The organism is Chitinophaga filiformis (genome assembly GCF_023100805.1).
Classification (GTDB): domain Bacteria; phylum Bacteroidota; class Bacteroidia; order Chitinophagales; family Chitinophagaceae; genus Chitinophaga; species Chitinophaga filiformis_B.
The window spans coordinates 6,397,466-6,410,151 of sequence record NZ_CP095855.1 but is presented as its reverse complement, the minus strand read 5'-3'; the positions used below and the strand labels follow the sequence as shown (position 1 = coordinate 6,410,151).

Annotated in this window: 11 protein-coding genes; 6 read left to right on the top strand and 5 right to left on the bottom strand. The window is 48.4% G+C overall.

Features of this window, described 5'->3' with window-relative positions; genetic code table 11:
- Positions 1–65 precede the first annotated feature (65 nt).
- Together MYF79_RS24835 and MYF79_RS24830 are read right to left on the bottom strand one after the other, a co-directional pair.
- Positions 66–1,898: a glycoside hydrolase family 9 protein gene (locus MYF79_RS24835; RefSeq protein WP_247810530.1), complete on the bottom strand. Its 1,833-nt coding sequence runs from the start codon at positions 1,896–1,898 to the stop codon at positions 66–68.
- A 196-nt stretch (positions 1,899–2,094) separates the two neighbouring features.
- Positions 2,095–2,727, bottom strand: coding sequence for a tetratricopeptide repeat protein (locus MYF79_RS24830; protein ID WP_247810528.1), 633 nt, complete (start codon positions 2,725–2,727; stop codon positions 2,095–2,097).
- A gap of 188 nt (positions 2,728–2,915) precedes the next feature.
- Between MYF79_RS24830 and MYF79_RS24825 the strand changes: the two genes are divergently transcribed.
- The 6 genes from MYF79_RS24825 to MYF79_RS24800 all read left to right on the top strand — a co-directional run bounded on the left by MYF79_RS24825 (position 2,916) and on the right by MYF79_RS24800 (position 9,410).
- Entirely contained in the window at positions 2,916–4,925 is a 2,010-nt protein-coding gene (locus MYF79_RS24825) for a TonB-dependent receptor (RefSeq protein WP_247810526.1), read from the top strand.
- Positions 4,925–5,554: a nicotinamide riboside transporter PnuC gene (gene pnuC / locus MYF79_RS24820; protein ID WP_247810524.1), complete on the top strand. Its 630-nt coding sequence runs from the start codon at positions 4,925–4,927 to the stop codon at positions 5,552–5,554. The genes MYF79_RS24825 and pnuC overlap by 1 nt, the downstream gene beginning before the upstream one ends.
- Positions 5,547–6,572, top strand: a complete 1,026-nt coding sequence (locus MYF79_RS24815) for an AAA family ATPase (RefSeq protein ID WP_247810522.1) — start codon at positions 5,547–5,549, stop codon at positions 6,570–6,572. The genes pnuC and MYF79_RS24815 overlap by 8 nt, the downstream gene beginning before the upstream one ends.
- Positions 6,573–6,782: 210 nt before the next feature.
- Positions 6,783–7,505, top strand: a complete 723-nt coding sequence (locus tag MYF79_RS24810; protein WP_247810521.1) for a phosphodiester glycosidase family protein — start codon at positions 6,783–6,785, stop codon at positions 7,503–7,505.
- Between the two features lie 122 nt (positions 7,506–7,627).
- On the top strand, positions 7,628–8,446 hold the full coding sequence (locus MYF79_RS24805) for an SDR family NAD(P)-dependent oxidoreductase (RefSeq protein ID WP_247810519.1): 819 nt from the start codon (positions 7,628–7,630) through the stop codon (positions 8,444–8,446).
- Between the two features lie 70 nt (positions 8,447–8,516).
- Positions 8,517–9,410: a helix-turn-helix domain-containing protein gene (locus MYF79_RS24800; RefSeq protein WP_247810517.1), complete on the top strand. Its 894-nt coding sequence runs from the start codon at positions 8,517–8,519 to the stop codon at positions 9,408–9,410.
- Position 9,411: 1 nt separating this feature from the next.
- Here MYF79_RS24800 and MYF79_RS24795 read toward each other — a convergent pair whose 3' ends face one another.
- From MYF79_RS24795 to MYF79_RS24785, 3 genes are all read right to left on the bottom strand, one after another.
- The gene (locus tag MYF79_RS24795; RefSeq protein WP_247810516.1) at positions 9,412–10,755 is read right to left on the bottom strand and encodes a glycoside hydrolase family 27 protein; all 1,344 of its coding nucleotides are present in this window, start codon (positions 10,753–10,755) and stop codon (positions 9,412–9,414) included.
- 77 nt (positions 10,756–10,832) lie between these two features.
- A complete protein-coding gene (locus MYF79_RS24790; protein ID WP_247810515.1) occupies positions 10,833–11,963 on the bottom strand; it encodes a hypothetical protein in 1,131 nt (376 codons plus the stop codon).
- Positions 11,960–12,595 carry an ABC transporter ATP-binding protein gene (locus MYF79_RS24785; RefSeq protein WP_247810514.1) on the bottom strand — a complete coding sequence of 212 codons (636 nt, stop codon included), beginning with the start codon at positions 12,593–12,595 and terminating at the stop codon, positions 11,960–11,962. The genes MYF79_RS24790 and MYF79_RS24785 overlap by 4 nt, the downstream gene beginning before the upstream one ends.
- Positions 12,596–12,686: the final 91 nt, after the last annotated feature.

Genomic DNA, 12,686 nt, shown 5'->3' with positions numbered 1-12,686 from the left:
TAATTTAAAAGCCTGTCCGCCTAAAAGGCGGACAGGCTTTTTTTATCGGCGCACCCGGTCGGTCATTATTCATTGACAGCAACAGCCAGCAGGTACCAGGCCGCGTGTGGCAGCCATTGTTCTGCCCAGCGCCAGTCATAGTCTTTCTTTGTTACAGCATAAGACAGGTTGAAGTCAATATCATCTTCATTTTCCAGTCCTGAAGTGATCCCGTTCACAATGCCGCCCGGTGCATTGGTATATTCAAAAGTGCCAAAGAAACCATAGGCAGGGTTATTATGCCCCGTGCCCTGCAACATACAGGCATCATAGGGGTTCAGTCCCAGTATCCAGTTCAGTTGGTTCAGTGCGAAGTTCTCCAGGCTGTCATGGAATGGCTTGTCGTCTTTAAAGAGCTGCGCGGCCATCCTGGCGGCGGTGGCAACGGAACCAAGTCTGGCGTTTTCGCCCTGCCACCAGGGAGAAGCCTCACTGCCGTGTGGGAAGAAGAAGGCTGTTTTCCTGATGCCGGCCGTGTCTTCGGTATATTGCCGGCTGTATCCGAATGGATTGTTCACTTCAGCTGTCACCGCCAGTTCATATTGCATGTATTTCCGGATAGTCGTTTTCAGTGATGCCTGCACGCCGGTGCTGGCCAGCGGGTAGTAATGCAGGAGGCTCACGATGGGCAGTCCGGCGTCAGAAGGATGGAAGAAGGGCCTGTCTTTTTCATCGGCCCTGAAATAGTTGTATTTACCCTTGCTGATCAACCTGTTTATAAGGCGATTTGCGCGCTTGTTAGCCGCCTCGAGGTATAAGGGCTTCTTCGTGGCTTTATAGAGCTCTGTTGCGGCGCTAAGGGCGCAATAATCATCTACAATATTCTCTTTACCATCGTTGGTCATCAGTGCATTCTCTTTTTCCAGGAAGGCGAAGGCGTCTTCCGCTGCTTTCAGGTAATCCTTGTTGGTGAACTCACCCGCAGTATCGTAAGTGGAGGCGATTGCCAAAGCTGCGATGGAAAGACCGGCGCCGGAGCGGTAACTGGACTGGTAGCTGCGCCAGTTGCTGGTTGCTGTTGCAAGGCCTGCACCAAAGGACTGATCTTTGGATTGTTTGATCCTGTAGCCTTTGTCTTCCGCCCTGATCGTGCGGTCTTTGGCCAGTTTACCGGGACCAGGCGCCGATACGGAGCGGTAGAAAGAGCCGCCCGGCGCCTTTAGTCGTACGAGATAGTCTGCACCATACATCGCTTCATCCAGCACCCGCCGGATGTACTGCCGGTAGTCGGTACCCGGTTTCCTTTTCAGCAGATCATAAGTTTTCAGTAGGCTCCATACGGTGAGCGATACCTGCTGCGGATTAAAGTAACTGGAAAAGGAAAGGTGGGAGAGATGTTTGCCATAGTCGCCCGTGGCATCATACCAGCCGCCATGCGCATCGATGGTATCGGTTGTTTGTCCTGACAAGAGCAGGTGATGGTCTGCCTGGTCCAGCAGGCCGGAACTTCGCTGCCCTTTGAAATAATAGATCACATCGGAAATAGTGGCCTGTTCCAGCACATTTTTACCAACGGTGAAGGGATAGGACTGAAGGGGCTGTCCGCCGGCTGTTGTTCTTAAGAAATAAGTGCCTGGCGTTTTATAATCACTGAAGTCGATGGTCCAGAACAGCCAGTTCTTCCATTTACTGACCGGACCACTGTAAACGGGTTTTCCTGTGTACACTTTCCGCCCAGTTGCTGCATCCACCAGTTCAAAATTTCCTACGGCGATTTTGGTTTCCGCCATGATGATGGCACGTTTGGATTTGCTGAACTCGTACCCTACGTGGTTCGTGATCAGCTTTGTGGACTGGGCTGCTGCTATTCCGGGGCACAACAGGAATAGAAACAGTACAAGCATGTTGAAAGATCTCATGGTCATATTTTATGGAGAGGTGATAATAAAGCGGACGATACAATAACGTATTCCAATATAAGTCAGGAGGATGATTGATGTAGCTTTTTTTACACGGGTGGAAGCTCAGTGCATCGGGAAAGGGACAGACTATACATTCCCTGGCTCCTGCGGCTGGCAGGGGAGGAATAGGGGTAGGAGCCGGTAAAGGGTGTTTTCAGGAGAATTGGCCGGTGATCGTGATTTCCCGCAGTTGCATGGAGGCAGCACTGTTTCCCAGCCTGGCTGCGCGCTCGAAATAATATTTCGCCCAGCGTTGGGATCTGTTAACGCCATCGCCGTGCTTATAACACAGCCCCAGGTTGTAGAGGGCTTTGGGATCGTCTTTGGCCGCGGCTTTCTTATACCAGAAGACTGCTTTCTGCTCGTCTTTCTTTACGCCATAACCATAGAAGTAACAGTATCCCAGGTCTCTTTCAGCTTCAGTGTCGCCCTGGGCAGCCGCCAGTTTGTACCAGTACACGGCTTTCCTGTCGTTTTGTTTCACTACTTCGCCTTCGCGGTAAAAGAAACCGACATTATACTGCGATTCCATATGGCCTTTCAGGGCGGCCTTTAAATACCATTTGTAGGCAATAGCAGGATTTTTCTCAACACCACGACCATAATCATAGCAGGTGCCAAGGTAGAACTGCGCTCTGAGGTGCCCTGCCGAAGCGGCGGAAAACCATAGCAGCACAATTTGTCGCCAGTTCTTTCTCTGCGTGTCCGTTTCAAAAGCCAGATGATATCCTAACAGGAATTTTCTATTCTGTTCCAGCTTGTTGAGGAGTGGTGCATCGCTTTTCATATCGCAAATTATTGGGATAATACGCATTCTAAGGTAGAGATTGATCGGTGTGGCATAGCTTGCGCCGGACGATAAATATAAACATTATTTTCACCCGGAGTGTCATTTTTCAAAATAACTAACACGAACATGTTAGTCGATCTCCCAGCTGTCTTAATACATTTGTGTAATTATTACAATTTTTACCTATGCCCGTTTTCAGTCATGTGAGCGCTATTTCCGTCTCCGCCCTGTTATTGCCTTTGTTAGCCAATGCCCAGGATACTTTACCGAACGGAAAAGACAGCAGCCAGCATTTAAAGGAGATCATCGTTACCTATCAGGCCGGTAAAGCTACCCCGGTAACCTATCAGAACTTCAATATGAAAGTACTGGATGAGAAGAATACCGGCCAGGAACCATCCTTTCTTTTATCAGAAACACCTTCCATTACAGTATATTCTGATGCCGGTAACATGCAGGGCTACTCGTATTACCGCCTGAGGGGCATGGACCAGACACGGATCAACACCACCCTGGATGGGATGCCGCTGAACGAGCCGGAAGACCAGGGAGCCTATTTTTCCAACTACCCGGATATCCTGAATTCTGTGAGCCGCCTGCAGGTACAGCGGGGAGTAGGTACATCCAAGAACGGGGCTGCCAGTTATGCCGGCAGTGTGCAACTCTTCTCTCCCGAAGCAGGGAATACCGCCAGTACCAACCTGGGTATAGGATATGGCTCCTACAATAGCTTCAGGATATTCGCAGAGCACCAGAGCGCCATAAAGAACAGGAAGTCATTGTATGTACGCGCTTCGCAGGTATACACAGATGGCTATAAATATCATTCATCCAACAACTCGCAGTCGGTGTTTGTGAGCGGCGGACTGTATTATGATAAAAGCACCTGGAAGCTCAACGTAGTGGCCGGGCATCAGCAGAATGGTATGGCCTGGCTGGCAGTGGCAGATTCGCTGATCGCCAAAGACAGAAGGTCCAACGCGAATACAAGGGATGAAAAAGACCGCTTCTTCCAGGGACTGGTACAATTACAGAACGTGTGGCAACCCCGCAGTCATGTAACGCTTAGTTCCAGCCTCTATTATACTTACCTGAAAGGCGGTTATGATTTTGACCTGAACAATTACCTGGGGCTTGCCTCTGAAGGGAACCTGTTCACCTATCATTTCCGTTCACATTTCGGAGGATTCTTCAGCAATTATACGCTGACCTACGACCGTTTCAAATGGACCAGCGGCATACACGGCAACCTGTATACCCGTCAGCATAAGGGCACTGACAACTGGCTGGGGGAGTTGTATAAAAATGACGGTTATAAAAATGAGATCAGTGCATTCAGTAAGATAGAATATTCGCTGCACCGTTTTACATTGTATGCGGACCTGCAATACCGGTATACCACTTTCGATTATAAAGGCAGTGTGACCTTTGACAGAATGAACTGGCATTTCCTGAACCCCAAGGCCGGTGTGAGCTTTGCTGTGAATGATCATGCCAGTATTTATTATAGTGCGGGAAGGACCGGCCGGGAACCGACGCGCAACGACATCTTTGGCGGCAATGACGACCTGACGGCAGACAGCAGCGGTAAGGCAATTATCTATAACCGTGACGCAGAGTCGGTCGTAGATCATGAACTGGGCCTACGTTTTCAGCAGCGCCATTTTACCCTGCAGCTGAATGGCTATTATATGAATTTTAAGAATGAAATAGTGTTGAATGGACAGACAGGCCCGAACGGGCTGCTCCTGACCAATAAGGTGAAAAGCAGTTACCGCACAGGTATTGAACTGTATGCCGCCTGTCAGTTGCATGCTTTTACTTTTACCAACAACTCTTCATTCAATCATAGCCGCATTAAGGAACAGGCAACGTCCTTCAGTCCTATACTGACGCCTGCCCTGATCATCAACCAGGAAGTGGCTTATAGCCACCAGCGTCTGGGGCTGGCCGTATCAGGCAGGTATCAGCAGCGTGCATATATCGATTTTGCAAACGAAGCGACGGTGAAGGAATATGTGTTGCTGAATGCGAGAGCGCAGTATACTCTGGGCGGATGCACGCTTTCAGTGTTCGTTAACAATATTTCCGGCGCCCGGTATTATAATAACGGCGCTGTAGCGGCGGATGGTACTCGCATGTATTTTGTACAGGCGCCGCGGAATATGTATGTTGCATTCAAATACAGCTTCTGATGAATTTCTTTGATGTTACCAATATCGCGATCCGTGTACTGGGTTACCCCATCAGTTATATTGAACTGATAGGGACCCTGTTTGGATTGATCTCTGTATACTATGCATCAAAAGCTAATGTACTTACCTGGCCTACCGGTATCGTGAATGAAGTGGCTTTGTTTGGCCTGTTCTTCCAGATACAGTTGTATGCCGATATGCTGCTGCAGGTTTTCTTCCTGGTGGTAACTGTCTTTGGCTGGTATAACTGGCATAATAAGACGGAAGAAGTACCCATCAGCCGTATGTGGCCCCGGATGGTGGCTGTATACGGCATCACATTGCTGGCGGGTACCCTCCTGACAGGCTTCATTATTCAGCAGTTCCATCGCTGGATGCCTGCTTATTTTCCATTACCTGCTACCTATCCTTTTGCAGATTCCTTTGTAATGGTGGCAAGCATGCTGGCTACATTCCTGCTGGCAAAGAAACGGATAGAGACCTGGATACTATGGATCGTAGTGGATGTGGTGAGTGTTGTATTATATCTTATAAAAGGGGTTTACTTTTTATCACTGGAATACCTGGTGTTCTTAGGACTGGCCACCTACGGACTATTACAATGGCGGAAAAAAATGACGTATGCGTAAAGGCTTTGTTTTCGGAAAATTTATGCCCTTTCACAAGGGGCATGAGGCAATGATCAGGTTTGCCCTGTCTCATTGCGACATCGTGTCTGTACTGGTTTGTTGCAGTAACCGCGAAACATTGCCTGCCGCCGTACGTGAATCGTGGGTAGCAGCTACTTTCCGGGATGAGCCCCGGGTACAGGTGCTGGTATACCGATATGACGAACATTTGTTACCGAATACTTCTGAAACATCTGCAGCTGTGTCTGCCGTCTGGGCAAAGCAGTTTAAGCAGCTTTTCCCTGATCACCATATCGTCGTTACTTCAGAGCCTTATGGAGAACTGGTAGCGGATTATATGGGCATCACACATATCCCCTTTGATATGCAGAAAAGCCGGTACCCGGTGTCTGCAACGAAAATAAGGGCGAACCTGCCCGCCAGCTGGGCTTACCTGCCTGATAGTGTAAGGGCATCCCTGATCACTAAAGTCGTTTTACTCGGCACGGAGTCGACCGGAAAGACCACACTCACCGGCCGGCTGGCGGCCCACTTTAACTGCAGCGCTGTAATGGAGGCCGGCAGGGATATCGTAGCTGACTCCAATGATTTCGGGATCGACGATCTGTACCTGATAGCCGAAGAACATGCCAGGCGCATTGACAGGCAGGTTACGGGAGAGAGCCCATTACTGATCATCGACACCGATATTCATATCACCCTGTCTTATGGCGAACATGCCTTTGGGACAGTGCTGGACATTGCGCCGTCCATCTTTGAGCGCAATAGGGCCGACCTGTATCTTTATCTGAACAATGACGCGCCATATATACAAGACGGAACCCGGCTGGGCGAGGAAGAGCGGAATCTGCTCGACCAGTCGCACCGCCGCGTGTTACAGCGCTATGGTATTCGCATTGAAGAGGTCAAAGGTAACTGGGAGGAACGTTTTGAACAGGCCGTGATATTGGTAGAACAATTGATGCAGCGCAGGCTGGATGCCTGGAGCGCTTTTAGCGGAAGGTTGCAGCAGGTGTGATGTTGTTTCCCTGATTGCAGCTGCATTGACATTATAGCGTGAGGATTGAATCCAGGAATCTTTTACCGCAGGCTACAGCAGGTATGATGTTGTTTTCCCTGATCACCGTTACATGAATGGCATCGGTAATGTATCGAAGGATAGACGGCTGGCCTTCTTTACACCGAAGTTTACAGCGGGTATAAGCCCTTTTAAATAAATTGCAGGTATATGAAAAGAACCATTTTATCCCTGATATTGGTTTTGTTAACAGCCATTGCTGTTGCCATTATACATAAGCATGCCATTGACGATGACATGGTAAGTTATACGGTGGATCCGGCAGTACAGGACCTCCGCTTTTACTGGAAAGACGAAAACGGGCAGCCGCTGGGCAGTATTCAGCGCCTGAAAGATCTTGTTTCGAAAGAACATCGCAAGCTGGTATTTGCCATGAATGGTGGTATGTTTAAGCCTGACCAGTCGCCGGTAGGGCTTTTTATTATGCAGCACGTTATGGAGACTCCGCTGGATACCAGCTCAGGGAACGGGAATTTTTATCTGAAGCCCAATGGTGTGTTATATATTACGAAAGACGGCAAAGCTGGCATATCCGTCACTCCTGCATTTAAATATAGTAAACAGATAAAGTTTGCCACGCAGTCAGGGCCAATGCTGCTCATTGATGGGGATATCCATCCTGCTTTTAAAAAGGGCTCTGCTAATGTAAATGTCCGAAATGGCGTTGGCTTACTGCCTGACGGCAAACTTGTCTTTGCGATGTCTAAGTCGGGCATCAACTTCTATGATTTTGCGGATTACTTTAAGCGCCTTGGCTGTAAGCAGGCTTTATACCTGGATGGTTTTGTATCAAGGACGTATCTTCCTGCGCAGCACTGGGTACAGGCAGATGGCAATTTTGGCGTGATCATCGGGGTGACTGAATCTGAATAAAAACAGCATAATAGCCTGCAAGGTGTTTTTACCCCTACGTGAAAATGTATCTTTATTCCCTACTTTTGTATAAAATAAACCGGGCGGTCTAAAATAGCTTTGTGTCATTAAATCATCAAACAATGGCAAAGACAATTTTTATAACAGGCGCGTCCCGCGGATTTGGTAAGTTATGGGCAGAAGCATTTCTGAAAAGAGGAGATAAAGTAGTTGCTACGGCAAGGAACCTGGACACATTAAATGACCTGGTAAAGCAATACGGCAATAATATCCTGGCCCTGGAACTGGATGTAAACAGCAGGGAAGCGAGTTTTGCAGCGGTAGCAAAGGCAAAAGCACATTTTGGCAGGATCGACGTACTGATCAACAATGCCGGTTACGGTCTGTTTGGCGCGGTGGAAGAAACCAGCGAACAGGAAGCAAGAGCGCAGATGGAAACAAACTTCTTTGGCCTGCTCTGGCTTAGCCAGGCAGTACTGCCGGTGATGAGGGAACAGAAAAGTGGTCATATAATCCAGGTATCCAGCGTTCTGGGACTGGTAACATTGCCGGTACTTGGTTTGTACAATGCATCCAAATTTGCAGTAGAAGGACTGAGCGAAACACTGGCCACAGAGGTAAAGCAATTCGGTATCAATGTGACCCTGGTTGAACCAAATGGCTATTCGACAGACTGGTCCGGCGCCTCCGCTTTCCAGACCCAGGCACTGGAATTATATAGTCCGCTGAAACAGGCTTTCTCAGAAGGCGCTACTCCCGATACCTGGGGTAAGCCGGAAGCAACCGTAGATGCCATCCTGAAAGTCGTAGACAGTCCAAATCCGCCACTGCGCGTGTTGTTCGGTAAAGTGGCGTACAATTTTGTAAAGGATGTATATGCACAACGCCTGGCCAGCATAGAGGAGTGGAAAGATGTTTCCATAACCGCCCATGGTCATTAATGACATTAACGTACAACAATACTTGCCGGAACTATGTTCTACACATAGTCCCGGCTTTAAATGAGATCATATGAAACATTACAGCAACCTGACCGACCTGCACCGTGAGAATGGGTTTGCCCTCCCGGAAAATCCGTTAATGAGCCTGGCGCGCTGCGACAGGTCCTGCACCATTGGTGACCGGGCATTCACGACTAATTTCTATATGATCGGTTTTAAAAAACTGAAGGCGGGTGTTTTTAAGTACGGAAGAACGCAGTATGATCATCAGAATGGTTCTATGTCATTTGTGGGACCAAGGCAGGTTATACAAATGACGGGACTTGAATTTGAAGAGGACGGGTTCCTCATCTTCGTTCATGAAGATTTCATCAATGGTCATGTGCTGCATGCAGACATCAAAAAATATAGTTTTTTTGACTATGAGGTGAATGAGGCATTGCACCTTTCGCCTAAAGAGGAAGAGATCATCTGGGACCTCTATAAGAAGATTGAAATAGAATATTACAATAACCAGGACGAATACAGCCGGAATATCATACTGGCGCATGTCGGCTCCATCCTGCAATACGCGCAGCGCTTTTACAAACGGCAGTTCATTCATCGTACAGAAGTATCCGGAAAGACGGTTTCTAAATTCAATGGTATATTGGAGGAATACTTCAATAAAGGGCTCCTGCAGGATAAAGGCCTGCCTTCTGTCAATTACATGGCCGACCAGTTACATCTCTCTCCCCGTTATCTGAGTGACCTGCTGAAACAGGAAACAGGCAAAACTGCCATAGAACTGATCCATATTTCTCTTATCTCAGAGGCAAAGAACCTGCTGAAATCAGCTGACCAGACGGTGGCAGAAATTGCCTATAACCTGGGATTCGAAAATCCTCCTTATTTCTCCCGCCTGTTTAAGAAAGAAGTGGGCCTCAGCCCCAACCAGTTCAAACGGCAGGCAGCCAGCATGTAGTCTATTTACCCGAAACGAGATACAATCCCGTTCCATGGGCATTGATATCCGGCGCAAAAGTGCCGGTGAATTGGCCCAGTACTTTACCCGTCCAGAGATCTGTAATGGTAACCGGAGACTGGAAGCCATAAGATGAGAGCTCAACTGTAATGGCCATTTTCTGCTCTGTTCTGTTGAACACAGCCAGGTATTTACCTGCTTTGTCGGTCGGTTCTGCTGTCCAGATTGCCCTGGTGGCGTCAGTAAGAACGGGCTTATTGTTCTTACTCTTGTTCAGGACAGACAATACGTTTTTGTTCGTTATCAGGGAAAGTGTGAAAGGATCATTATCGGGCAGGTTCCCGCCAAACATCAGCGGCGATCTGAAAATAGACCAGAGTGTCATCAGGGTGTACTGTTCATCGTGTGTGAAAGCAGTCATACGCGGATTTCCTACTTCTGCGCGGATGCCGATACGTCCCAGCGGCAACATATCTCCATCGGGCCATGCACCTGGCGCACGCCATTGATTCCAGCGCTCAAATACTTCGAAATGCTCGTTCAATGGCTTCCAGTTATCCCAGAAATCATTCACGGTACGCCACATATTCGCATGTTGCTGTACATGCGCCCCCTGTGCAACCGGCGTTTCTCCGGGAGAGGTGCTTAGCACGATCTTACGGCCGGTACGCGCAATGGCTTTCCGGATCATTTCTATTTCCTCCGCGAAGTAAATAGGGGCAGACAGGTCATCCACTTTTACGAAATCAAGTCCCCAGGAGGCATATAGCTCGAAGATAGAGTTGTAGTATTCCTGTGCACCCTCTTTACCGGGAACAATGGTATACATATCATGCAGCCATTTGCACTGGTCCTTTTCGGTATAAATATCTCTGGCAGTGGCTTTACTTCCTTTAATGGGCAGTCCCTGTTTTACAGCGATCACCGGCACACCCCGCATAATATGGATACCGAATTTCAGTCCCTTGCTATGCAGATAATCGGCCAGCGGCTTAAAGCCTTTACCGCCTGCAGCGGAAGGAAAGCGATTGACAGATGGTATGAAGCGGCCGTATGCGTCTATATTGTAGTCGGGATTATTTTCATTATAACCGTGGGATTTGTCGTTGGCCACATACCAGCGGATGTCTACAACAATGTATTCCCATCCGTATTTTTTCAGGTAACGCGACATGTAGTCGGCATTGGCTTTTACTTCGGTCTCAGTAACAGTAGGGCCATAACAATCCCAGCTGTTCCATCCCATCGGAGGCGTGGCTGCCCAGGTGTGGAAATCGCTCTTTTGTTGTGCAAATGCAGTACAACCTGAAAGAACAAAGGCAATGATCAGTATCGTGTTTTTCATTACTCCAAAGTAGTAATAAAAAAGTGTTAAAAGGACATTTAAATGATATTTTTTATAGTCGCAGTCAGGGTTGCTGTTTACTCAGCAGGCGCTAATTTATAGTACCTGGCGTAGAAAAGCCCATAGGCAAGGAGTAACATTACAGCAGCAGACTGCCATAGATATCCGTACATGATCAGCCAGAAGAGGACTATATATAACCCGAAAATCAACGGCAGGTAAATATTCATATTCAGTCCCAGCCAATATAATAAGCTCCGGAAGCACAACATGACGCTGATGGCGTATACTGGCAGCAGGATGGCCATAGGTGGGGGAGTGGTAGCAACCAGGAAAACGATCTCCGGCAGGAATAACAACAAATAGCGCAACACCATATACAGGAAATGCCGGTTACGGCTATAAGGGAAGGTCCTGGAAAAGGCCAGTGTCATTACTTCAAAACGATGCTCCTGGTAGAGCAGGTAAAGATGACCGGTTGTAGCAGTGAGTACCAGCAGTCCGGCAACACGGGTATCATGGCGGTTGCCGCTGAAGAGTGAATAAGCGCCGCTGGCAAGACAGAAAAGAGAGAATATTTTAGTGAGCAGCGCTCCCAGTTTGATCTTATGAACGATGTGATAAAGGAACAGGCTAAAGAAGGGTTTCTTCCAGCGTATGGGCAATCGCAGGCTAACAGTGGCAGGTGTACCGGCCGACAGGCGATTGGCCAGCCACACATAAAGTGCAGCGCTGACGGTGATGAGCAGGAACAGGTACAATATGGTGATCAAGGGCAGCAGATAGTGATGATAAATGATGCCGAATCCGACAGATAAAAGTCCGTAGCTTGTAAGGGGTAGTGTGATCACGAACTGCATCCACCACCAGCTGCGGACTTGCCTGAATTTACTCAATGCTGTACTGCTATAGTACAGGAAGCCATTTTCCGCAGCGGTCAGTTGCCCTGTTACATATTGCCAGCTTTTTATGGTATACAGCAGCCAGGCAAAGAAGATCACGCTCATTGCTACCGGGTTGCTGATCAATGTCATCATCACAATCACCTCGTATAACTGGAAGGTTTCGTGCGACATGGTGCCTGCAGGTGTGATAAAAATGGCGTAACTGATCACCACCACAAAAAAGAACAGCAGCGATCCTGCATTTGCCCGGTAGAAGCCGCGGGAGAATATTTTAGTCAGTACGATAGTGAGCGGAGAGATCATGCCGGAAGCCATTTTACGGTTTTATCTGCCACCTGAAGCGTGCCGCTGATGTGCAGGGTGTTTTGTTCCAGTGCCTGGTGCGAGGAGAGAAGGAAGGAAGTGCCCTGGGCCGCTTGTCTTTCCCTGATCCAGTCGTAAAGAATCGCCAGTGAGGCTGTGTCTAAAGTGATCAGTGGTTCATCGAGCAATATCAGGCTGGGCGTACCTATAAATGCCAGCAGGAGTGACAGCTTTTTCAGCATACCGCTGGAATAGGCGCCTAAAGGCTGATCGAGGTATGCCTGCATCTGCATGCTTTCCAGGTAAGGACTTGCTTGTCCGGCGGGTGCCTGCCGGGCAGTCATAAAAAGCGCTATCATTTCCCTGCCCGTCAGGAATTCCGGGAACACTGGTTCGGCTTCCGCAAAACTGATACGCCGGCGATAGTCGACCGCCTGCCTCTTGATACTGGTATCATTCAGCAGGATATTTCCTGAGAAGTCAATAATACCGGCAATCGCCTTTAGCAATGTGCTCTTTCCCGAGCCATTGGCTCCTTTGATCCAGTAGATGCCCGGTCCTATTTCGAGCCGGGGAATTTGCAGGACGGGCGTGTGGTTGTACGCCTTTTCGAAATCTGCCAGTTGCAGCATATATCGGGATTTCAGTGATGGCCTAAATATAGTATGATCCCTGTGCTGCTGCTAATGCCCCCGTCTGTAAATGGTCATTTTAAGAAATATT

What these genes read in the sequence shown, in the direction of transcription:
- MYF79_RS24835 (WP_247810530.1), bottom strand. Translation starts at nt 1,898, where the DNA reads ATGAGATCTTTCAACATGCTTGTACTGTTTCTATTCCTGTTGTGCCCC.
- MYF79_RS24830 (WP_247810528.1), bottom strand. Translation starts at nt 2,727, where the DNA reads ATGAAAAGCGATGCACCACTCCTCAACAAGCTGGAACAGAATAGAAAA.
- MYF79_RS24825 (WP_247810526.1), top strand. Translation starts at nt 2,916, where the DNA reads ATGCCCGTTTTCAGTCATGTGAGCGCTATTTCCGTCTCCGCCCTGTTA.
- pnuC (WP_247810524.1), top strand. Translation starts at nt 4,925, where the DNA reads ATGAATTTCTTTGATGTTACCAATATCGCGATCCGTGTACTGGGTTAC.
- MYF79_RS24815 (WP_247810522.1), top strand. Translation starts at nt 5,547, where the DNA reads ATGCGTAAAGGCTTTGTTTTCGGAAAATTTATGCCCTTTCACAAGGGG.
- MYF79_RS24810 (WP_247810521.1), top strand. Translation starts at nt 6,783, where the DNA reads ATGAAAAGAACCATTTTATCCCTGATATTGGTTTTGTTAACAGCCATT.
- MYF79_RS24805 (WP_247810519.1), top strand. Translation starts at nt 7,628, where the DNA reads ATGGCAAAGACAATTTTTATAACAGGCGCGTCCCGCGGATTTGGTAAG.
- MYF79_RS24800 (WP_247810517.1), top strand. Translation starts at nt 8,517, where the DNA reads ATGAAACATTACAGCAACCTGACCGACCTGCACCGTGAGAATGGGTTT.
- MYF79_RS24795 (WP_247810516.1), bottom strand. Translation starts at nt 10,755, where the DNA reads ATGAAAAACACGATACTGATCATTGCCTTTGTTCTTTCAGGTTGTACT.
- MYF79_RS24790 (WP_247810515.1), bottom strand. Translation starts at nt 11,963, where the DNA reads ATGATCTCTCCGCTCACTATCGTACTGACTAAAATATTCTCCCGCGGC.
- MYF79_RS24785 (WP_247810514.1), bottom strand. Translation starts at nt 12,595, where the DNA reads ATGCTGCAACTGGCAGATTTCGAAAAGGCGTACAACCACACGCCCGTC.